Origin of the sequence: Rhodococcus sp. IEGM 1408 (assembly GCF_033142235.1) — a bacterium.
Lineage (GTDB): Bacteria > Actinomycetota > Actinomycetes > Mycobacteriales > Mycobacteriaceae > Dietzia.
Window position 1 is genome coordinate 42,449 of sequence record NZ_JAWLRW010000006.1, and the last position, 21,337, is coordinate 63,785.

Annotated in this window: 17 protein-coding genes and 1 tRNA gene; 3 read left to right on the plus strand and 15 right to left on the minus strand. The window is 69.3% G+C overall.

Translation table 11 applies throughout. From position 1 onward, the window contains the following. Positions 1-28 precede the first annotated feature (28 nt). Positions 29-2,800, minus strand: coding sequence for a DNA polymerase I (gene polA, locus R4P08_RS10890; RefSeq protein ID WP_317813866.1), 2,772 nt, complete (start codon positions 2,798-2,800; stop codon positions 29-31). A 78-nt stretch (positions 2,801-2,878) separates the two neighbouring features. Here polA and R4P08_RS10895 point away from each other — a divergent pair. After that, positions 2,879-2,955: transfer RNA gene (locus R4P08_RS10895), tRNA-Leu, on the plus strand. Positions 2,956-3,478: 523 nt separating this feature from the next. Here the strand turns inward: R4P08_RS10895 and R4P08_RS10900 are convergent. Next, the gene (locus R4P08_RS10900; protein WP_317813867.1) at positions 3,479-3,964 is read right to left on the minus strand and encodes a hypothetical protein; all 486 of its coding nucleotides are present in this window, start codon (positions 3,962-3,964) and stop codon (positions 3,479-3,481) included. An 881-nt stretch (positions 3,965-4,845) separates the two neighbouring features. Between R4P08_RS10900 and R4P08_RS10905 the strand changes: the two genes are divergently transcribed. Both R4P08_RS10905 and R4P08_RS10910 read left to right on the plus strand, forming a co-directional pair. After that, positions 4,846-5,316, plus strand: a complete 471-nt coding sequence (locus R4P08_RS10905; RefSeq protein WP_317813868.1) for a MarR family winged helix-turn-helix transcriptional regulator — start codon at positions 4,846-4,848, stop codon at positions 5,314-5,316. Beyond that, positions 5,313-7,157, plus strand: coding sequence for an MDR family MFS transporter (locus tag R4P08_RS10910; protein ID WP_317813869.1), 1,845 nt, complete (start codon positions 5,313-5,315; stop codon positions 7,155-7,157). Before R4P08_RS10905 ends, R4P08_RS10910 begins: the two co-directional genes overlap by 4 nt. Before the next feature lie 9 nt (positions 7,158-7,166). Here R4P08_RS10910 and R4P08_RS10915 read toward each other — a convergent pair whose 3' ends face one another. From R4P08_RS10915 to R4P08_RS10975, 13 genes are all read right to left on the minus strand, one after another. Beyond that, positions 7,167-7,616, minus strand: a complete 450-nt coding sequence (locus R4P08_RS10915) for an SRPBCC family protein (RefSeq protein WP_317813870.1) — start codon at positions 7,614-7,616, stop codon at positions 7,167-7,169. Between the two features lie 77 nt (positions 7,617-7,693). Then, on the minus strand, positions 7,694-10,462 hold the full coding sequence (locus R4P08_RS10920; RefSeq protein WP_317813871.1) for a cation-translocating P-type ATPase: 2,769 nt from the start codon (positions 10,460-10,462) through the stop codon (positions 7,694-7,696). Positions 10,463-10,573: 111 nt separating this feature from the next. Further along, positions 10,574-11,233, minus strand: coding sequence for an MBL fold metallo-hydrolase (locus tag R4P08_RS10925; protein ID WP_317813872.1), 660 nt, complete (start codon positions 11,231-11,233; stop codon positions 10,574-10,576). Then, positions 11,230-12,315 carry an S-(hydroxymethyl)mycothiol dehydrogenase gene (locus tag R4P08_RS10930; RefSeq protein ID WP_317813873.1) on the minus strand — a complete coding sequence of 362 codons (1,086 nt, stop codon included), beginning with the start codon at positions 12,313-12,315 and terminating at the stop codon, positions 11,230-11,232. Before R4P08_RS10930 ends, R4P08_RS10925 begins: the two co-directional genes overlap by 4 nt. Positions 12,316-12,481: 166 nt before the next feature. Next, positions 12,482-13,204 (minus strand): M23 family metallopeptidase, encoded by a 723-nt coding sequence (locus R4P08_RS10935; protein ID WP_317813874.1) that lies wholly within the window; start codon positions 13,202-13,204, stop codon positions 12,482-12,484. Positions 13,205-13,382: 178 nt separating this feature from the next. Next, positions 13,383-14,801, minus strand: coding sequence for a pyruvate kinase (gene pyk, locus R4P08_RS10940; RefSeq protein WP_317813875.1), 1,419 nt, complete (start codon positions 14,799-14,801; stop codon positions 13,383-13,385). Positions 14,802-14,847: 46 nt separating this feature from the next. Next, positions 14,848-15,828, minus strand: coding sequence for a prolipoprotein diacylglyceryl transferase (gene lgt, locus R4P08_RS10945; protein WP_317813876.1), 981 nt, complete (start codon positions 15,826-15,828; stop codon positions 14,848-14,850). Continuing rightward, positions 15,825-16,616, minus strand: coding sequence for a tryptophan synthase subunit alpha (gene trpA / locus R4P08_RS10950; protein ID WP_317813877.1), 792 nt, complete (start codon positions 16,614-16,616; stop codon positions 15,825-15,827). The genes lgt and trpA overlap by 4 nt, the downstream gene beginning before the upstream one ends. Next, the gene (trpB, locus tag R4P08_RS10955) at positions 16,613-17,908 is read right to left on the minus strand and encodes a tryptophan synthase subunit beta (RefSeq protein ID WP_317814083.1); all 1,296 of its coding nucleotides are present in this window, start codon (positions 17,906-17,908) and stop codon (positions 16,613-16,615) included. Before trpB ends, trpA begins: the two co-directional genes overlap by 4 nt. Positions 17,909-17,975: 67 nt before the next feature. Further along, entirely contained in the window at positions 17,976-18,788 is an 813-nt protein-coding gene (trpC, locus tag R4P08_RS10960; RefSeq protein ID WP_317813878.1) for an indole-3-glycerol phosphate synthase TrpC, read from the minus strand. 98 nt (positions 18,789-18,886) lie between these two features. Further along, positions 18,887-19,558, minus strand: a complete 672-nt coding sequence (locus R4P08_RS10965; RefSeq protein ID WP_317813879.1) for a TIGR02234 family membrane protein — start codon at positions 19,556-19,558, stop codon at positions 18,887-18,889. Further along, on the minus strand, positions 19,555-21,159 hold the full coding sequence (locus R4P08_RS10970) for an anthranilate synthase component I (RefSeq protein WP_317813880.1): 1,605 nt from the start codon (positions 21,157-21,159) through the stop codon (positions 19,555-19,557). Before R4P08_RS10970 ends, R4P08_RS10965 begins: the two co-directional genes overlap by 4 nt. Then, complete coding sequence (locus R4P08_RS10975) at positions 21,156-21,335, minus strand: tautomerase family protein (protein WP_317813881.1); 180 nt, start codon at positions 21,333-21,335, stop codon at positions 21,156-21,158. Before R4P08_RS10975 ends, R4P08_RS10970 begins: the two co-directional genes overlap by 4 nt. Positions 21,336-21,337: the final 2 nt, after the last annotated feature.

Here is a 21,337-nt window from a genome sequence, read left to right on the forward strand (position 1 = left end):
GTTACTCAGTGGTTACCTCAGTATTTGCTCAGTGGGCGGCGGAATCCCAGTCGGGCCCCGTTCCCGTGGAGACGTCCAGCGGCACGTCCAGCTCGATGGCCGAGTACATGCGGTCCACCACCAGACCGCGGACCTCGTCGAGCTCACCCTTCGCCACCTCGAGCACGAGTTCGTCATGGACCTGGAGGAGCAAGCGGCTCCGCAGCCCGCGCTCGGTCAGGTCGGCGTCGACCTTGAGCATCGCCGCCTTGATGATGTCCGCCGCGGAGCCCTGGATGGGCGCGTTGAGGGCGGCCCGCTCGGCGTTCTCGCGCTTGAGCCGGTTGTCGGAGTTGAGCTCGGGCAGGTAGCGGCGGCGCCCGAAGAGGGTCTCGGTGTAGCCGTCACGACGGGCCTGGTCCACCACGGTGTGCAGGTAGTCGCGCACTCCCCCGAAGCGCGAGAAGTAGGCGTCCATCTGCTCGCGGGCCTCGTTCTGCCCGATGCCCAGCTGCGCGGCCAGCCCGAAGGCGCTGAGCCCGTAGGCCAGGCCGTAACTCATGGCCTTGACCCGACGGCGCAGCTCCGGGGTCACCTGGTCGATCGGCACCCCGAACGCCCGCGAGCCCACGAACGAATGAAGATCCTCGCCCGTGCGGAACGCCTCGATGAGCCCCGCGTCTTTGGACAGGTGCGCCATGACGCGCATCTCGATCTGGCTGTAGTCGGCGGTGAGGAGGCAGTCGTAGCCCTCGCCCACGACAAATGACTTGCGGATCCGCCGGCCGTCCTCGGTGCGGACCGGGATGTTCTGCAGATTCGGGTCGGTTGAGGACAGTCGGCCGGTGGCGGCGACCGTCTGGTTGAAGGTGGTGTGGATGCGCCCGTCGTCGCCGATGGTCTTGATCAGTCCCTCGACCGTGGTGCGCATCTTGGTGGCCTCGCGGTGCAGGAGCAACGCCTCCAGGAAAGCTCGGCCCGGGGTGTCCGCGGTCTCCTTGGCCAGCAGTTCCTCGAGGGCCTTGGCGTCAGTGGTGTAGCCGGTCTTGGTCTTCTTGGTCTTGGGCATGCCCAAGGTCTCGAACAACACCACCTGGAGCTGCTTGGGCGAACCCAGGTTGATCTGCTCGCCCCCGATCGCCGCGTAGGCCGCGTCAGCCGCGTCCCGCCCGCGGTCGGTGAACCCGTCGCGCAAGTCGTCCAGCGCGGCGGAGTCGACCGCGATGCCGATCGATTCCATCCGCGCGAGCGCCGGCACGAGCGGAAGCTCCATCTCGGCGAGCAGTCGGGCACCGTGCACCTGCTCCAGTTCCACGTCGAGGCGCTCGGCGATGTCCAGGACCGCCCGGGCCCGCGTCGCCGCCGAGTTGGCGGCCTGCTGCTCCACCTCGGCCTCGTCGACCTCGTCCAGTAGCGAGAGCTGCTTCTCCCCCGCCTCGGCCTCGGGCAACTCGCGTTGCAGGTGTCGCTGGAACAGCTCTGCCAGGCCGTAGCTGCGCTGGCCGGGGCGCACGAGGTACGCGGCGAGCGCCACGTCGATGCTCACCCCGCCCAGCGCGAGGTCCCGGCCCATGAGGGCGTGGGTCGCGGCCTTGGAATCGTGCACGGCCTTGGCCACGGCGTCGTCGGCCAGCCACGCCCGTAGAGCCTGCTCGTCGGACGGGTCGATGCGGGCGAGGTCGATGTGCCCGGAGGCGCCGCCTGCCGCGGCCACGGTGACCGCCTGCGCGTCCCCCGCACCGGGACGGGAGGGACCGACGACGACGAGGCCGTGCCGCTTCCCGGCCGGCGCGTGGGCGGCCAGCCAATCGGAGACCTCGCCAGCGTGCAATACCGAGGCCTGCTCGAGCTCGACCTCCGCCACCGGCTCGGTTGCGCCCTCGGGCAGGAACGCCGTGAGGAACCGGTCGCGGGCCAGGGGGCCGAATTCCAGCCGGTCGAACAGCGCGTTGACGTCCGCCCGCTCGGGGTCGTGACGAGCGAGGTCGTCGAGCTCCACGCCCAGGTCCAGATCGCGGGTGAGTTGGGTGATGCGGCGGTTGAGCTGCACCTGCGGGAGGTGCTCGCGGAAGCTCTCCCCCACCTTGCCCTTGACCTCGTCGGCGTGCGCGATGAGGTCGGACAGGCTCCCGTACTGGACTATCCACTTGGCGGCGGTCTTGTCCCCGACCTTGGGCACCCCCGGGAGGTTGTCGGACGTGTCGCCGCGCAGCGCTGCCACATCCGGATATTGAGCCGGGGTGACGCCGTACTTCGCCTCGACCGCCTCCGGGGTGTAGCGGGCGAGCTCCGAGACGCCCTTGACCGGGTAGAGGACCGTCACCGAGTCGGAGACCAGCTGGAACGCGTCGCGGTCGCCGGTGCAGATGAGCGTGTCGGTTCCGGCGGCCTGCGTGGCCAGGGTCGCGATGAGGTCGTCGGCTTCGTGCCCCTCCAGGGACAGCGTCCGGACCCCGAGCGCGGACAGCGCCTCCTGGATCAGATCGACCTGACCCTTGAACTCCTCCGGCACCGCCGACCGGGTGGACTTGTACTCCGGGTACTCCGCCGTCCGGTGCAGGGTCGCGCGCGAGACGTCGAAGGCCGCCGCCAGGTGGGTGGGCTTCTCGGTGGTGATGAGGTTGGCGACCATGGAGAGGAAGCCGTAGACCGCATTGGTGTGCTGACCGGAGGCGGTGGAGAAGTTCTCGGCCGGCAGGGCGTAGAAGGCCCGGAACGCCAGCGAGTGGCCGTCGAGGAGCAGTAGGCGCGCGGGCCCGTCTCCTCCAGCAGCGGCGGCGGAGGTGGTACTGGAATCGACGGTCTGGCTCGTGGTGCTCACACGGCCACTCTAGGGGCGTCGTCTGACAGGCGCGCAGGGGTCTCCGTTAGACTGCTGGACCAGCGGCTCGCCGCGATCGCCCCCGTAGCCCAATTGGCAGAGGCAACGGATTCAAAACCCGTCCAGTGTCGGTTCGAGTCCGACTGGGGGCACCACTGAATACAAGGCTCTCCCAGGGAGAACCTCTCGGCTCGGAGATACGGGGCTGGCGTCGACATCTTTCGGCCGATAGCCCTTCACTGAGCGCCGATGGCCTGCTGTGGCAACGGTTCGAGTACACGTGGCCCCGGCGCGCGTCGCTGTAGAGGTCACTTACGGCTTCTACCAGCGGTTCATCACCGGCTACGAGGCCTTCTGGCGGGCAAGATCGCGATGTACTCGCTCCTCGAATCCGCTCCGCCGTACCCAAAGGACTGCCCGAGCTCGCCCAGCTGGGCCGGTCACTGCGAGGCGGCACCGCGAGATCCTCGGGAACTTCGATGCCGGCGCTTCCGCGGACAGGTCGCTCATCCATTCTGGCCAGATCCAGGCCACCGATCAACGCAATCTAGATCCGGAAGCGCGTCGTAGCGCCGTCGCTGAACTCGTCAACGCGGTCAATGTCGTCGTGGTGCAGGAACACCTCGAACGACTCCCAGACCTCTGAGCACAATTAATGTACTTTCATCGGGTCGATAATTAGCCATGGTTTGCAGCAAAGAATTCGTCTAATACTTGCCTTCTGGCTCTCGCTTTTTCAGCTGGCGACAGACGACCATTATTGGATATTTCATCCAACTGTTTGTTAAGCACTTCCAGCCAACCCGGAGACGGAGGAGACGTAGGCAGCGGGGCGGTCTTCGGGGAAAACACATACCACCGGCCGTTCCTCGGGTACCAGATTACTCGACTGTTCAATGCCCGGAGCGAGGCGCCTAATGTAAGCACGTCGCGTAGCATCTCGACTTCAGAGAAGTAATTGTTTCCAATCTCAATTTTCGGAGCACCGAAGTCAGCAAACGAAAACTTCTCAGAGGCATAGGTTTCCCAGCGCGTATCGACCGGGTCCCAGAAGACATCCGTTAGTTTCTGCCGCTTAACAAAAGAGTCCCACCCAGCTTTGAATCGTTTGCCTGCCTCACTACTCTGGAGGGCAATGACATCGTTCCACCCAGCTTTTGCCATAGAAGGAGTGTAGGGTGATTTGCGTTTTGCTGAGGCGGAAAGTAGCGAAACAGGTCAGTCTTACCACGCGAAACACACGCCGGTCGGTTTCAAGGTGTGGAGGATCCCGACACCCAGGAGTCGCACAACAAATTGCGGTCTGTTGCAGGATCACGTGACGAGTTGAAGAACGCAGCCCGAGTGGCTAGGGCGGCCGTGACGGTGTCGTACTCGTCAAAGACCGATCTGCCGAGGGCATCCTCTCGACGGCGCCGGTGGTGGGCTGACTTGCTCAAGGTCAGAATCGCGATCCGTCGCTCTTCACGGGTCGCCCATCAGCGCCGGTCAGACCGGAACTGACTAACCCGGTCGCTGTAGACGGTTCAACTGACGACCTTGCTGCCAGTTTGGCCCAAACTGATGTCCGGCGACTCCAGCGCAGCGACACCGCGGTCGGGACGTCAACCGCTTTCTGTTCCGAGGGCTCATCACCCGGTTGGAGAAGGCGTCGTCAATCAGGCAAAGGTAGCTTGCCCTCGCCGGTGCGGTGCACTGTTCTGTCGGCCAGCCACGACGCTTTGGTCTCCTGCGCAGGGAAGCTCTGCTCGACTAGGTCGTCGTGGACCGGCAGCCCGGACAGAGGCTCTTGCCGCGAGCGTGTCGACGACGGCAGCCACAAGTTGACACAGTTGCCGTTCGGCTCCCCGGCGCCAGCAACCGCCGTATCGATCCGGTTGCGCAGTCGGTCGGCGAATCCGAGTGCGAGAGCCCCGGACAGCTCCTCACTCGTGGGAACTGCTGGTCGACATACGGATCACGGGCCCCTACCGAACTTGCTGACCATCACGCGCGCGGCTTATATTTGCTTGCTGCAAGCAACTTCAACCGCCAGGAAGGCAGACATGGCCATAGACGCCGAACTGAGCGGCCAGCTCGTCGTGGATCTCTCCCGCGTGGTCAAACTGCTGCGCGCGGTTAACATCGCGGTCCCCCGTTTTCACGAGTCGCTGGAACCGTCCGCCCATCCCCTGCTCTTTGCCATCCACGACGAGCCCACGCGTGTCACCGACCTGGCCGACCGGGTCCACACCGACGTCTCCGTGGTGAGCCGGCAGGTCCGTCACCTCGCGACGCTCGGCCTGGTGACTAAGGTCCCCGACCCGGACGACGGGCGCGCGAGCCTGGTCATCCTCACCACGGAGGGCTCCGAACTGGTGTCGCGGGTCTTCGACGGCCGAGGCCAGTGGATGGCCGAGGTCCTGTCCGATTGGACGCCAGAGCAGGCGGCTTCTCTCAACGACCACCTGATCCACCTCGCGGAGTCCCTCCGTACCGAACTCAACGCCCTCACATCCGTCAAGGAGAACTCATGACCGCCCCCAAGACCGCCTCGGCGCGCGCCGGCGAGGACGGTGAGCTCACGCACCGCCAGATCCTCGTGATCCTCGCCGGGCTGATGTCCGCGATGTTCCTCGCCAGCCTGGACCAGACCATCGTCTCCACCGCGATCCGGACCATCGCCGACGACCTCCAGGGCCTCGACGCCCAGGCGTGGGTCACCACCGCCTACCTCATGACCTCGACCATCTCGACGCCGCTGTACGGCAAGCTCTCCGACATCTACGGACGCAAGCCGTTCTTCATCATCGGCATCGTCATCTTTGTCTTCGGCTCGCTGCTGTGCACGCTCGCCGACTCGATGTACACCCTCGCGGTGTACCGCGGCATCCAGGGACTGGGCGCCGGCGCGTTGATGTCACTGGCGCTGGCGATCATCGGCGACATCATCCCGCCGCGGGACCGCGCCAAGTACCAGGGCTACATGCTGGCCGTGTTCGCCTCGTCCTCGGTCATCGGCCCGGTGGTAGGCGGCTTCTTCGCCGGCGTGGACTCGATTCTCGGCATCGACGGCTGGCGCTGGATCTTCCTCCTCAACGTCCCCATCGGCGCCCTCGCGCTGACGATGGTGGTGCTCACCCTCAACGTCAAGAACGTGCGCGTGGACCACCGCGTGGACTGGGCGGGCGCGGCCACGATCGTCGTCGGGCTCGTCCCGCTCCTGCTGGTGGCCGAACAGGGCCGCACCTGGGGCTGGGGCTCCCCCGCCGCGCTCGCGTGCTACTTCATCGGCCTGGCTGGCATCGGCCTGTTCCTCATCGTCGAGGCCCGCGCGGGCGACGAGGCCCTCATCCCACTGCGGCTGTTCCGCGACCGCACCTTCGCGATCGTCACCGCCGGCGGCGTGATCGTGGGCATGGCCATGTTCGGCGGCATGATGACGCTGCCGCTGTACATGCAGATCGTCCACGGCGCCGATCCCATGGAGTCCGGCCTCATGATGCTCCCGCTGGTCGCGGGCATGATGGGCGCCTCGATCGTCACGGGCCAGCTCATCTCCAGAACCGGCCGGATCCGCGAGTTCCCGATCATCGGCACCGCCATCACCGCCCTCGGCCTGTTCCTGCTGTGGACCATCGACGCCGACACGTCCCTGGCGCTGGTGATGTTCTTCATGTTGATCATGGGCATCGGCCTGGGCAACTGCATGCAGCCGCTCACCCTGATCGTGCAGAACGCGGTGAGTCCGCGCGAGATCGGCGTGGCCACCGCATCCGCCACCTTCTTCCGCCAGCTCGGCGGCACCATCGGCGTGGCGGTGTTCCTGTCGATCCTGTTCAGCCGCGTCGGCGGCTCGATCACCGAGGAGCTGGGGAAGGCCACGGCCGACGGCAGCCTCGCCCGCGGCATCCAGGACGGCCTGTCCGATCCGGCGCTGCGGCAGGACCCGCAGGCCTTCGGGATCGTCGAGGCGTTGGCCGACCCGGCCACCGGGGCGGGGGCGCTCGAGTCCATCACCAAGGACTCCTCGGTCATCAACCGGCTGCCCGCGCTCATCGCCCACCCCTTCGAGCAGGGCTTCGCGCTGAGCATGTCGGAGATCTACCTGGTGGCCGGCCTCATCGCCGTCGTCGCCACGGTGGTCCTGGCCTTCCTCCCGCCGATCGTGCTCCGTACCGGCTCCGCGCAGGCCGAGGCCGCCCGTGAAGCCGCCGCGGCGGCGGCCCCGACGGGGACCGACGTCGAGGCGGCGGAAGCCGCCACCACGCACGACCACACCGACGGGGCGGACGTCTCCACCACCGTCACCGGGGAGCCCGGGCAGGAAGACCCGGCGACGACGACGAGGGCGACCTCAGCAGAGACGGGCCGCTGAGCGCCGGGCTCAGCCCTCGAGCTCGGCCTTGAGGTTGGCCAGCAGCGCGTGCTGGATCCGCTTGAGCCCGCCCGGCGCGAAGGTGCGCTCGAAGAAGCCGCCCACTCCCCCGGCGCCGTCCCACGAGGTGGTCATCTCCACCAGTGCGCCGCCGGTGGCCTCGCGGACGGTGTACGTGGTGGCCATGGACGAGTTGGCGTCCTCCTCCACCAGCGACCAGTGCGCGGCCGCGTCGTCGACGGTCACCGTGGCCTTGACGTCGCGGCTGCGCTTCTTGGTGGCCTGGAGGTTCCACGCGGCCACGGTGCCGCTGCCCTGCCCGCCCTCGATCAGCCGGTAGGCACTGAACTGCTCGGGCTGGATGCGGGGCCGGACCTGGGCGTAGTCCGCGATCGCCGTGGTGACGGCCTCGACGGGTGCCTCGATGACGATGGTGTTGCTGGCGGTGACCCTACCCATGGTGAATTCCTCCTCGATGGCCTGACCATGTCGCGCTACCCGTGTGTCGCGGCGGCGGCGCCCTCGAGGAGAGCGCGTCAGACCTCCACCATCCTGCCCGACCCGTGGTCCCGCCGAGAACGCCACCGCACCCCGATCTTGCGGAGCTCTTCGAGCCAGAGGATCGACGAGGCCACCGCGAGAGCCAGCAGCCACTCGTCGGCGTGCAGCGAGGTGGTGTCGAAGATCCCCTGGAGGAAGGGCACCTCCACCACGGCCACCAGTAGTAGCGGGACCGCGGCCAGGGCCACCCAGATCGGCACGTTGTGCGCCATGTCGCGGGAGAACACCGAGCCGTTGGTGGACCGGACGTTCATCAGGTTGAACACCTGGTAGAAGACGAAGGTCGCATAGGCCAAGGTGGTGGCGAACAACGGCACGCCCGCGCGCTCGGGGAACGCGGTGCCGGCGAACGCCAGGACCGCCAGGGTCCCGGAGGCCATCACCACACCGAGCCACAGGATGCGCGCCACGCGTACCGGGGTGAGGATCTGTTCGTCGGCCGGCCGGGGACGCCGCTGCATCGCGTCCTTCTCCACCGGCTCCACGCCGAGGGCCATCGCCGGCGGCCCGTCCATGACGATGTTGACCAGGAGGACCTGCAGGGCGGTGAACGGCACGGCCGCCAACCCGAACAACCCGCTGGCCAGGAACACCAACACGAACGCCCACGCGGTGGTGAGCTGGAACTTCACGAACTTGATGATGTTGTCGTAGATTCCGCGACCCTGCTCGACGGCCGAGACGATGGTCGCGAAGTTGTCGTCGGTCAGTACCATGTTGGCGGCGCCCTTGGACACGTCCGTGCCGGTGATCCCCATCGCGATGCCGATGTCGGCCTGACTGAGCGCGGGGGCGTCGTTGACGCCGTCGCCGGTCATCGCCACCACGTCCCCGCCGGACTGCAGGGCCCGGACCATCCGGATCTTGTGCTCCGGCGACACGCGTGCCATCACCCCGAGCCCACGGGCTCGATCGAGCAACTCGTCGTCGTCCATGTCATCGAGCTCCGCCCCGCTCACGGCCTGACCCTCGATCCCGAGGTCGCGGGCGATGGAGGAGGCCGTGACGAGGTGGTCGCCCGTGATCATGTGGACCGAGATGCCCGCCTCGCGCGCGACCCGGATGGCCTCGGCGGCCTCCTTGCGCGGTGGGTCGACGATGCCGACCACCGCGAACACGGTAAGGCCGCGGACGGCGTCCAGGAGCATGTCTTCGTCGACAGCCGCCTCGTCGACCCCGCCTTCTTCAACCTCGGCCCCGACCGGACGCCCCGCCACCAGCAGGGTCCGCAGTCCCCGCGCCGCGAGCTCGTCGGTCGCCCGCCGGATCCCCTCGCGCGACTCGTCGGTGAGCTCCACGGCCTTCGCGCCGTCCCACACATGGGTCGAGCGCGGCAGCAGCGCACCGGTGGCGCCCTTGGCGCTGAGCGCGAGCTCCCCGCCCGGGGAGCGGTTGACGGTGGCCATGAACTTGTAGTCGGTGTCGAAGGGCACCTGGGCCAGCCGGGGCCGCGCGGCGCGCAGACCCTCGACGTCCAGACCGCACTTGGTGGCCGCCACGAGGAGGGCGCCCTCGGTGGGGTCCCCGACGAGCTCGCCGCCTGACACGATCGCGTCGTTGCACAGTGCCATGGCCACCGCGGCCCGCCGGAGGTCCGGCTGGGCGTCCGGGTCGGAGGACAGGACGGTCCCCGACGCGCCGTAACCGGTACCGGTGACCGAGTAGACCGACCCGCCTGCGACGATCCGCGTCACGGTCATCTGGTTGAGGGTGAGGGTGCCCGTCTTGTCGGTGGCGATGTGGCTCGTCGACCCGAGGGTCTCCACCGCCGCGAGGTTCTTGATGATCGCCCCCTGCCGGGCGAGCCGGGACGCGCCCATGGCGAGGGTGAACGCCACGACGGCGGTGAGACCCTCCGGGATGGTCGCCACGGCGAGCGAGACCGCGGACAGGAGCATGTCCTCCCACGACTGTCCGCGCAGCAGACCGATCCCCATGACCAGCGCCACCACGGCCAACGCGATCGCCGTGAGGACGCGGGCCAGGACGCCGATCCGGCGCTGCAGCGGGGTCTGCTCGACCCCCGCGCCGCCGAGGAGGTCGGCGATCGCACCCATCTCGGTGCGCTCGCCGGTGCCGGTGACCACCACCCGCGCCCGACCGCGGGTGACCTCGGTGTTCATGAACACCATCCCGGTTCTGTCCCCCAGCGGGGCGTCCGCGGCGGCCACCGCGCCGGCCGTCTTGTCCACGGGGAGCGACTCGCCGGTCAGCGCCGACTCCGCCACCTGGAACCGGGAGGCCTCGAGCACCCGGCCGTCGGCAGGGACCCGGTCGCCGGACTCCACCACCACCACGTCACCCGGCACGAGGTCGGCGCTGTCCACCTCGACCTCGGACCCGTCGCGCACCACCCGGCTGTGCGGTACCGACATGTCGCGCAGCGCGGCCAGGCTCTCCTCGGCGCGGGACTCCTGGACATAGTTGAGGACCGTGTTGAGCGCCACCACCAGGAGGATGACCACAGGGGTCTCCCACTCCCGGGAGACCCCCGCGCTCACCACAGCCGCCACCGCCAGCACGAGGATCATCGGATCGGCCAACAGCCGCAGGATCCGCCGCCAGGCCGGCACCCGCTCCGCCTCGGGCAGCGTGTTCGGCCCGTGCTCGGACAGCCGCTGCGACGCCTCGGAGCGGGTCAGCCCCGCGGGCCCCGCTCCGAGGCGGGAGAGCACCTCGTCGGTGGCGAGGGTGTGCCACGGGGTGTTGCCGGGGTCCGCGGTTGCCGGCCTCGTCGTCGTCATCTCCACCCCCCTCGCTCCGTCAGCACTCTCCCTGCCAGTGACCCGACTGCCACGGTCCGACTCCGCGGTCAAACTCCCGCGGTCCAACTCCCGCGCTCCAACTCCCGCGGTCTAGCTCCCGCGTTTGATCCACTCCTCCAGGTGCGGCGACTCCTCGCCGACCTTCGTGCCGTCGCCGTGCCCGGTGTGCACCAGGGTCTCCGCGGGCAGCGTGAGGATGCGCTCGCGGATCGAGGTGATGATGGTCGGGAAATCCGAGTAGGAGCGGCCCGTGGCTCCCGGCCCCCCGGAGAACAGCGTGTCGCCGGAGAACAGCACTCCCGCCTCCGGGACATGGAAGACGCACGACCCGGGTGAATGGCCGGGGGTGTTCATCACGTCGATGCGGGTGCCGGCGATCTCCAGGCGCTGCCCGTCGGAGAGGTCGCCGTGCGAGACCTCCGGGTGGGTCTCGTCCCAGAGCATCTGGTCGCCGGGGTGGACGAGGATCGGCGCGTCGAGCTTCTCCGACAGCTCCGGCGCCACCGTGATGTGGTCGTTGTGCGCGTGGGAGCAGAGGATGCCGCGGACCTTCCGGCCGGCCACCGCGTCGATGATCGGCTGCGCCGTGTGGGCCGCGTCGATGACGAACACCTCGGAGTCGTCCCCGAGGATCCAGATGTTGTTGTCCACCTCCCACTCGCCGCCGTCGAGAGCGAAGATGCCGCTCGTCACCACTTTCTCGATGCGCAGGCCCCCGGCGTAGCCGGCACTGGTGAAGATCTCGCTCACAACGTCACCACCGATCGGAGGACGGAACCGGACTTCATCGCGCCGAAGGCCGCCTCGACGCCGTCGATGCCGATGCGCTCGGAGACGAACTTCTCCAGCGGGAGTCGACCCTGCAGGTGCAGGTCCACGAGCATCGGGAAGTCCCGCTCGGGCAGGCAGTCGCCGTACCAGGAGGACTTGAGCGAACCGCCGCGGCCGAAGAAGTCCAACAGCGGCAGCTCCAGCCGCATCTCCGGGGTCGGGACGCCCACCAGGACCACGGTGCCGGCCAGGTCGCGGGCGTAGAAGGCCTGCTCGTAGGTCTCGGGCCGGCCCACCGCGTCGATCACGACGTCGGCGCCGAAGCCACCGGTGAGCTCCTGGATGCCTGCGACCGGGTCCGCGCTGGTCGAGTTGATCGTGTGGGTGGCTCCGAAGTCCTTGGCCCACTCGAGCTTGGTGTCGTCGATGTCCACCGCGATGATCGGGGAGGCGCCGGCCAGACGGGCGCCCACGACGGCGGCCACACCGACGCCGCCGCACCCGATCACGGCGACGGACTTGCCGCGGGTGACCCCGCCGGTGTTGACGGCCGCACCGATGCCGGCCATGACGCCGCAGCCGAGCAGCCCGGCCACGGCCGGGTCGGCGGATCCGTCGACCTTGGTGCACTGGCCCTCGTGGACCAGGGTCTTGTCGATGAACGCGCCGATCCCCAGGGCGGGGGTGAGCTCGGTGCCGTCGGCGAGCGTCATCTTCTTCGACGCGTTGTGGGTAGCGAAGCAGTACTGCTGCTGCCCACGCTTGCAGGCGCGGCACTCCCCGCACACCGCGCGCCAGTTGAGGACGACGAAGTCGCCCTCGGCCACGTGGGTGACCCGGTCGCCGACGGTTTCAACGATGCCCGCGGCCTCGTGACCGAGGAGGAAGGGGTACTCGTCGTTGATCCCGCCGTCGCGGTACGCGAGGTCGGTGTGGCAGACGCCGCACGCCTGCACGCGGACGATGACGTCGTTGGGGCCCGGATCGGGGACCACGACGTCGACGAGCTCGACCTCGGCACCCTTGCTGCGGGCGATGACGCCCTTGACGGTCTGCGACATTGACGACTCTTCCTATCGAAGTGGACTACTCGCGTCCACTCTGTCAGAGAAGCCGATTGGGCGGCCCGCCAACGCACTGCCCACCAACGAACAGCCCTGCCAACGAACAGCGCCCCGCCTCCCTATGGGAGACGGGGCGCGATCGAGCGTCAGTCGCGGTGAGAGATCAGACGGCGACGCCGTTGGCACGCAGCCACGGCACGGGATCGATCCACTGGCCGCCCGCGTTGCGGACGCCGAAGTGCAGGTGCGGGCCGGTCGAGTAGCCGCGGTTGCCCACGGTGCCGATGACCTGGCCGGCGTTGACGCGCTGGCCCACGGAGACGTAGTTCGCGTCGTTGTGGCCGTACTCGAGCAGGTAGCCGTCGTCGGTCTGGATGCGGATCCACAGGCCGTAGCCGGAGGCCGGTCCGGCGGCGACGACCTTGCCGGACTTGACCGCGTACATCGGGGTACCGATGGGGGCGCCGAAGTCGGTGCCGTTGTGGAAGGTGCCCCAGCGCGGGCCGAAGGGCGAGGTGATCGCCCCGTTGGTCGGCGCGTGCGAGCCACCGGGCGCCGGCAACCCGACCGAACCGAGGGCGAGGGCTGGGTCGAGGGCGTAGTCGCGGATCTGCGCCTCGCTCAGGCCGATGCCCTGCGCGAAGTCCTGGGCCATCTGGCCGAGCTGCTCCGGGCTGGGCATCTCGGCCGACTGTGCGGAGGCTGCGGGGGCGGCGGCCATCGCGACGCCACCGGAGAGCGCGGCACCGGCGACGGCACCGGCGACAATGCGTCCCATGCCGTGGCCGGAGCGGGCGGCGCGGTGGCGGCCTGCGGTCGCTGCCGGACCGGCTGCACCGAGTCGGTCGGCGAGCTCGGTGAAGGAGATGCGAGTGGCGTCGGACATCAGGGAAACCTCGGGATTCAATGCGTTGGTGAAGCTGTGTGCCGACCGGCTTCCCCGGCGACCTCCAGAAAGGTAACAGAAGTGTCTCGGCCTTGTCACGCCGAAAGCACAATTACATACAGAAGCGCCGGTGAGCGGGGGTGCTCACCGGCGCTGCCGGACTGTTACCTAACGGTGATCAGTGATCTGCTTCGCCCATCCGGTGCACGAGGATGAAGTTGGTCGACCCCTCGACGCCGGGGACGTTGCCCGCGACGATCACTATGAGGTCGTCCTCGTTGTACCCCTCGAGCGGGAGCAGCAGCTCGTCGGTGACCTTGACGAGCTCTGCCGTCTCGTTCACGCGATCGGTCAGGAACGTCTCGGTCCCCCACGTGAGGGACAGTTGGCTGCGGATCCGGGGATCGCCGGTGATCGCGATGAGCGGCAGGTGGCTGTGCAGGCGGGCCAGCCGCCGCACCGTGTCTCCGGTCGAGGTGACCGCGACGAGCGCCTTGGCCCCCAGCCGCTCCCCGATCTCCCGAGCCGAGTACGAGATGACCCCACGTTTGGTCCGCGGGATGTGGACCAGGGCCGGGGCGGCGGTCGAGTCGGCCTCGACCGCGAGCGCGATGGAGGACATGGTCCGCACCGCCTCGAACGGGTATTTGCCCACGGACGTCTCACCCGAGAGCATGACGGCGTCGGCACCGTCGAGGACGGCGTTGGCGACGTCCGAGGCCTCCGCCCGGGTGGGCCGGGAGTTGGTGATCATGGACTCGAGCATCTGGGTGGCCACGATGACCGGCTTGGCGTTCTCCCGCGCGATCTGGATGGCGCGCTTCTGGACCAGCGGCACGTCCTGCAGGGGCAGTTCCACGCCCAGGTCGCCGCGGGCCACCATGATGGCGTCGAAGGCCAGGACGATGGACTCCAGGTTCTTGACCGCTTCGGGTTTCTCGAGCTTGGCGATCACCGGGACGTGCACCCCGACCTCGTCCATGATCTCGTGCACCCGGTCCACGTCCGCCGGCGAGCGGACGAAGGACAGGGCGATGAAGTCCACGCCCAGCGCCAGCGCGAACCGCAGATCCGCGATGTCCTTCTCGCTCAGCGCCGGCACCGAGACGTTCATCCCCGGCAGGGACACGCCCTTGTTGTTGGAGACCGTGCCGCCCTCGGTGACGACGCAGTGGACGTCCTCGCCCTCGACCCGCTCGACGGTGAGGCCGATGTTGCCGTCGTCCACGAGCAGTCGGTCGCCGGGCCGGGCGTCGGCAGCCAACCCCTTGTAGGTGGTGGAGACGCGTTCCCTGGTCCCCTCCACCTCCGCGACGGTGATGGCGACCTTGTCGCCCTCCGCCCATTCGTGTTTGCCCTCGATGAAGCGGCCGAGGCGGATCTTGGGGCCCTGGAGGTCGGCGAGCACGCCGACGGCGTGCCCCGACTCATCCGAGGCCTTGCGGACCCAGCGGTAGTTGGCCTCATGGTCGGAGTGATCTCCGTGACTGAAGTTCAACCGGGCGACATTCATCCCCGCGTCGACGAGTTCACGGATTCCAGCCTCGGAGGCGACGGCGGGACCCAGGGTGCAGACGATCTTGGTACGACGATTCACTCGTCCCAATCTAGTCCCCTCATCGAGACGGCCGGTTAACCCCAGGTCAATGGCCGGTCAACGGGGGTATGTCCTCCTGGGACTCCCCAGTCGGGACGCCCGCGGTGCCGTTCGGAGCAGTGTTGTTCTCCGCCTTGCCGTCTGGGGCCGTGACGGCCGGGTTCGTCCCGTCCGCCGCGGTGTCGGCCGGGGCGCGGAGCTCCGACGCATCCTCGCGGCCACGCCGGGCGCGCCACACGTAGATCAGAGCGACCACCATGACGACGACCGAGACGATGGTGTTGATGCGCAACCCGAGGACCTCGGTGGCGGAGTCCGCGCGGAGCAGCTCCACCCAGAACCGGCCGAAGCAGTAGAAGGCCACGTAGAGGGCGAAGAGTCGGCCGTGGCCCATCCGGAACCGCCGGTCGATCAGCACCAGCAGGATCGCCACCAGGACGTTCCACAGCAGTTCGTAGAGGAAGGTCGGGTGGACGGTGGCGAGCACCTGGCCGGTGGAACGCCCAATGGCCTCGGAGTACCCGTACGCCTCGTCGTAACGTTGGTAGATCTCCAGCGCCCACGGCACGTCGGTCTCGCGGCCGTACAGCTCCTGGTTGAAGTAGTTCCCCAGGCGCCCGATGCCCTGCGCGAGCACGATCCCCGGGGCCACCGAGTCACCGAACGCGCCGATCGCCCGGATGCCCTGCTGCCGCAGACCGATGTATGCACCGACCGCACCGAGGGCGACAGCTCCCCAGATCCCCAGGCCGCCGTCCCAGATCTTGAGCGCGTCGACGGGGTTCTTCCCCTCGCCGAAGTAGCGGTACCAGTCGGTGGCCACGTGGTACAGGCGCCCGCCGACCAGGCCGAAGGGGATGGCCCACAGTGCGGTGTCGAGAACGACGCCCTCGCGCCCGCCGCGGGCGACCCAGCGCTTCTCGCCCCACCAGATGGCCACGACGATGCCGAGGATGATGCACAGCGCGTAGGCACGCAGTGGGAAGGGTCCGATCTCCCAGACCCCCTGCGGAGGACTCGGGATCACGATCCGGCCCCGGGGCGCCGCACGCCCTCTGCCAACTCGGCGGTCAGCCTGGCGAGCGCGTCGCCGCCCTCGGTGGCCGCGGTGATGAGGGCGGAGCCCACGATCACGCCGTCAGCGTAGGAGGCGATCTCCGCGGCCTGCTCACCGTTGCGGACGCCCAGCCCGACGCCACAGGCCAGGCCCGAGAGTTCCCGGACCCGGGCCGTGAGGGTGCGGGGCGCGTCCGAGACCACGTCGCGCGCGCCGGTGACCCCCATGACCGCCTGGACGTAGACGAAGCCACCCGTGTGGGACAGCGTCATGGCGAGCCGCTCGGGCGTCGACGACGGGGCCACGAGGAACACCCGGTCGATCCCGTGCGCGTCCGACGCCGCGATCCAGTCCTCGGCCTCGTCGGGGATGAGGTCAGGGGTGATGACGCCGGTGCCCCCGGCGGCCGCGAGCTCCGCCGCGAACCGGTCCACGCCGTACTGCAGGATCGGGTTCCAGTAGCTCATCACCACGGGGACCGCGCCGGCCTCCGCCACCGCCCGCACCACCGCGAAGGTGTCGCGGACCCGGAAGCCGGCCTCCAGCGCCACGTCGGCGGCGGCCTGAATGGTGGGTCCGTCCATCATGGGATCCGAATACGGGATGCCCACCTCGACGACGTCGCAACCGTTCTCGACCAGCGTCCGGACGGCGTCGATCGACCCGTCCAGAGTGGGATATCCCGCCGGGTAGTACCCGATGAGGGCGGCCCGGTTCTCGCTCCGGCACCGCTCGAACACGTCACTGAGAACGCTCATCCCTCGACTCCCCCGTCTGCGTACGCACCCTCGCCGTCGTCGGGGCCCTGACTCGAATCCACCCCGGCTTCGGGCGGGGTCCCCCCGCCCAACAGTCCGAACCACCGGGCGGCGGTGTCGACGTCCTTGTCACCGCGGCCCGACACGTTGACCAGGATCAGGTCCACGCCCTCGGCGGCGAGCTGGGCGGCTCCGGCGATCGCGTGCGCGGACTCGATCGCGGGGATGATCCCCTCGGTCCGGCACAGCTGCGCGAAGGCGTCCATCGCCTGGGTGTCGGTCACCGGGCGGTACTCGGCCCGACCGATCTGGGCCAGATGGGAGTGCTCGGGGCCGACCCCGGGGTAGTCCAACCCGGCCGAGATCGAGTGCGAGTCGATGGTCTGACCGTCCTCGTCCTGCATGAGGTGGGCGTAGGAGCCCTGGAAGACACCCGGCCGACCGGCGTTGACGGTCGCGGCGGTCCGCCCGGACTCGACGCCGTCACCACCCGCTTCGCAGCCCACGAGACGGACGGCCTCGTCGTCGATGAAGGGGTGGAAGAGACCGATGGCGTTGGACCCACCGCCCACGCACGCGACGGCCGCGTCGGGCAACCGACCGGCCTGGTCGAGGATCTGCGCCCGGGCCTCGGTGCCGACGATCCGCTGGAAGTCGCGGACCATCAGCGGGAACGGGTGCGGACCGGCAGCGGTTCCGAACGCGTAGTACGTGTCGTCCGCGTGCGCCACCCAGTCGCGCATGGCCTCGTTGATGGCGTCCTTGAGCGTGGCGGAGCCGATCTCCACGGCCTCTACCTCGGCGCCGAGCAGCCGCATCCGGGCCACGTTGAGCGCCTGTCGGCGGACGTCCACCGCGCCCATGTAGACCTTGCACTCCAGGCCCAGCAACGCGCACGCGGTCGCGGTGGCCACGCCGTGCTGGCCGGCCCCCGTCTCGGCGATCACCCGCTTCTTGCCCATGCGATCGGCGAGCAGCGCCTGACCCAGCACGTTGTTGATCTTGTGCGACCCGGTGTGGTTGAGGTCCTCGCGCTTGAGGAACACGCGGGCACCGATCTCCGCCCCGAAGCGCTTGGCCTCGTACAGCGGGGACGGCCGACCCGAGTAGTGGCGCTGGAGGTTGTCCAGCTCGTCGAGGTAGGCGTCGTCGGCGCGGGCCTTGGCGTAGGCATCGGCGACCTCGTCGACGACCGCCATCAGCGCCTCGGGCACGTAGCGCCCGCCGAACGATCCCCAATGGCCTCGCTGGTCGGGCTCGTGTCCGGTGGTGGTCCGGAGCACGTCTCCCATCGAGGGCAGCGGTGTCAGCTCGTTAGAATTCACGGCTCCCAGTCTGCCGGAAGCACGCGGCAGGGGCTTAGCGGGGTCCCCGCGGGCAGGACGGGTGCGCACCCGCGGTGGCCAGGGCGTTGCACGCGGCGCGCGGGTCGCCGTGGGTCACCAGTCCCTCGCCCACGAGCACCGCGTCGGCCCCCACGCTGGCGTACGCGAGGAGGTCGGCGGCGTCCCGGACGCCCGATTCGGCGATCTTGACGACGTCGGACGGCAACCCCGGCGCGATGCGGGAGAACACGTCGCGGTCGACCTCGAGGGTCTTGAGGTTGCGGGCGTTGACGCCGATGACGGTGGCGCCGGCCTCCAGGGCCCGGTCGGCCTCCTCCTCGGTGTGGATCTCCACCAGGGCGGTCATGCCGAGCGACTCGGTGCGGTCGAGGAGGGACGCCAGCGCGTCCTGCTCGAGCGCGGCGACGATGAGGAGGACCAGGTCCGCCCCGTGTGCCCGGGCCTCGTGGATCTGGTACGGCCCCACCACGAAGTCCTTGCGGAGTACCGGGATGTCGACCGCGCGGCGGACCGCGTCGAGGTCGGCCAGACTGCCGTTGAAGCGACGCTCCTCGGTGAGGCAGGAGATGACGCGCGCGCCGCCCTCCTCGTACATCCGGGCCAGCACCGCCGGATCGGGGATCTCGGCGAGCACTCCCTTGGACGGGCTGGCGCGCTTGACCTCCGCGATGACCCCGACGCCGGGGCTCCTGAGCGCCTTGAGCGCATCCCGCGGGCCCGGGGCCGACTTGGCGGCCTGCTTGACGGCAGCGAGGTCCATGACGGACTCGCGGGCTGCGACGTCCTCACGGACCCCGTCGAGAATCGAGTCGAGCACGGTGGCCACCGCGACCTCCCTCAGCTGAGATGGGGCAAGAAGTGTGATCGATATCAACAATAGAGGTCACACCCGCAGTTCCCGAATCGGGTACCCGACGCCGCCGTTCAGCTGGTGGGATCGCGGCCGTCGTCGAGCTCCCGCCACAGGTCGCGGCCGGTATCGGCGGTGTCGGCGCGACCGGTGTTGGCGGTGTCGGCACCGGAGGCCTCCGACTCCCCGCGGCGGGCTGCGGGGGTCTCGTAGCGGCTGTCGCTCTGCACTTTTCGTGCGGGCCGGGCGATCGGGAACGCCCCGGCAGCGATGAGCGCCAGCGCCCCTGCGCCGGTGAGGGCCGGTCCGGCGGCCCGGGTGGAGACCTCGGTGATCTCCGACCATTCCGGCACCGTCTGCGCCGCCGTGGTCCCGGGCCCGGCGTTGGTGCGGCCGAGATCCTGCTCGCCCGTCACCGCCGAATGGACCCGGTCACGATCGACGTCACCGACTGTCGACAGCAGGAGGGCTCCGGTGGCCAGGCCCAGGAGCACGATGACCGCCCCGACCGCCCGTGCCCCGGTGCCCCGGACCAGGGTCACCGCCGCCACCGCGGCCAGCGCGCCCAGTGCCAGTGGGACCAGCGCGGGCTGCCAGTCCGCGCCCACCAGGCTGCGGCGCGCCTCACCCGACTGGTCGTTGAACGCCACGACGTCCAGCCACACCATCCGGGAGGCGATCCACACCAGGGCGGCGCCGACGAGCAGGAGCCCGACGGGGGCGAGGAGCCGGGCGCGCTGGGTCACCGGGTCTCCCCCGCGGTTGGTGCGGGACCGGCTGCGGGTGCCGGTCCTGCAGTGGGTGCGGGACCGGCCGCGCCGGCGTCCCGCAGCGTGTCCGCGGCGGCGACCGCGCGCAGGACGGCCATGGCCTTGTTGCGGCACTCCTCGTCCTCCGAGGCGGCCACCGAGTCGGCCACGATCCCCGCGCCGGCCTGCACGTACGCGGTCCCGTCCTTGATGATCGCGGACCGGATGGCGATGGCCTGGTCGGCGTTTCCCGCGAAGTCGACGTAGCCGACCACTCCCCCGTACACCCCGCGCCGGGTGTCCTCGAGGTCCTCGATGATCTGCAGCGCGCGGGGCTTGGGCGAGCCCGACAGGGTGCCGGCCGGGAAGCACGCGGTCACCGCGTCGATGCCGGTGCGCCCCTCCGACAGGCGGCCCACGACGGTCGACACCAGGTGCATGACGTGGCTGTACCGCTCCACCTGACGGAACTCGGTCACCACTACCGTGCCCGGTTCGCAGACCCGGCCGAGGTCGTTGCGGCCGAGGTCGACCAACATGAGGTGTTCGGCGTTCTCCTTGGCGTCCTCCACGAGGTCCTTGGCCAGCAGGATGTCGCGCTCGTCGTCGTCCCCCCTCGGCCTGGTCCCGGCGATCGGATGGGTGGTGGCCTGCCCGTCCTGCACGGTGACCAGCGCCTCGGGGCTCGACCCGACGATCGTGAACGCGGTACCGCCGAAACCGTCCTCGCCCGTGCCGTCCGGGATCGTCATCAGGAACATGTAGGGGCTCGGGTTGGTGGTGCGCAGGATCCGGTACACGTCGCGGGGCGAGGCGGACGTGTCCATCTCGAAGCGCTGGCTGAGCACCACCTGGAAGGCCTCGCCGGAGTAGATCTGCTCGATGATCTCCGCCACCCGGGAGTGATAGGTCGCCTCGTCGGTGCGGCGGCGCACCTGCGGGACCGGGGTGTCGAACACGCTCACCCCGCCGGCGCCGGGGGCCGCCAGCCTCGCCGTCATCGACTCCACCCGCGCCACCGCCTCGGCGTAGGCCTCCTCGACCCTGTCGTCGCTGCCGTCCCAGTTGACGGCGTTGGCGATGAGGTGGATTCGGCCCTCGTGGTGGTCGAACGCCGCCAGGTCTCCCGCCAGCAGCTGCACGAGCTCCGGGACGTGGAGGTCGTCGACCGTGTCCGGGGTGATCCGCTCGAGCCGCCGCACGATGTCGTAGCCGAGGTACCCGACCATCCCGGACGTCAGCGGCGGCAGTCCGGCGATCTGGTCGGTCCGCAGCAGGTCCAGGGTCCGGCGCAGTGCGTCGAGGGGGTCGCCTCCGGTCGGCGCGCCGGCCGGGACGTGTCCCCACCACATGGCCTCGCCGGCCTCGTCGACGGTCAGCGCGGCCGCCGCACCGCAGCCGATGAACGACCACCGTGACCACGACCGACCGTGTTCGGCCGACTCCAGCAGGAAGGTGCCCGGACGGTCCGCGGCCAGCTTGTCGTAGGCGGAGAGCGGCGTCTCCGAGTCGGCGAGCACCGTGCGCACCACGGGCACGACCCGGTGTCCCGCGGCGAGCGCCCGGAACTGCTCGAAGGTGGTGGTCGTGGTGCTCATCCGAAGACCCGGCCGCCGATCCCGAACGAGTCGTGCGGCATGTCGTTGACGTGCACCCACACCTTGGCCGGGTCCTTCCCCGACGCCTCGGCGTAGGCGGAGGTGACGGCCTCGATCACCCGCGCCTTGGACTCGGAGTCCATTCCGTCGAGCTGGTTGATCTGGATGAAGGGCACGG

What these genes read in the sequence shown, in the direction of transcription:
- R4P08_RS10915 (WP_317813870.1), bottom strand. Translation starts at nt 7,616, where the DNA reads ATGGGTAGGGTCACCGCCAGCAACACCATCGTCATCGAGGCACCCGTC.
- R4P08_RS10930 (WP_317813873.1), bottom strand. Translation starts at nt 12,315, where the DNA reads ATGTCGCAGACCGTCAAGGGCGTCATCGCCCGCAGCAAGGGTGCCGAG.
- R4P08_RS10910 (WP_317813869.1), top strand. Translation starts at nt 5,313, where the DNA reads ATGACCGCCCCCAAGACCGCCTCGGCGCGCGCCGGCGAGGACGGTGAG.
- R4P08_RS10900 (WP_317813867.1), bottom strand. Translation starts at nt 3,964, where the DNA reads ATGGCAAAAGCTGGGTGGAACGATGTCATTGCCCTCCAGAGTAGTGAG.
- R4P08_RS10920 (WP_317813871.1), bottom strand. Translation starts at nt 10,462, where the DNA reads ATGACGACGACGAGGCCGGCAACCGCGGACCCCGGCAACACCCCGTGG.
- R4P08_RS10970 (WP_317813880.1), bottom strand. Translation starts at nt 21,159, where the DNA reads ATGAGCACCACGACCACCACCTTCGAGCAGTTCCGGGCGCTCGCCGCG.
- R4P08_RS10905 (WP_317813868.1), top strand. Translation starts at nt 4,846, where the DNA reads ATGGCCATAGACGCCGAACTGAGCGGCCAGCTCGTCGTGGATCTCTCC.
- R4P08_RS10935 (WP_317813874.1), bottom strand. Translation starts at nt 13,204, where the DNA reads ATGTCCGACGCCACTCGCATCTCCTTCACCGAGCTCGCCGACCGACTC.
- trpA (WP_317813877.1), bottom strand. Translation starts at nt 16,616, where the DNA reads ATGAGCGTTCTCAGTGACGTGTTCGAGCGGTGCCGGAGCGAGAACCGG.
- trpB (WP_317814083.1), bottom strand. Translation starts at nt 17,908, where the DNA reads ATGGGAGACGTGCTCCGGACCACCACCGGACACGAGCCCGACCAGCGA.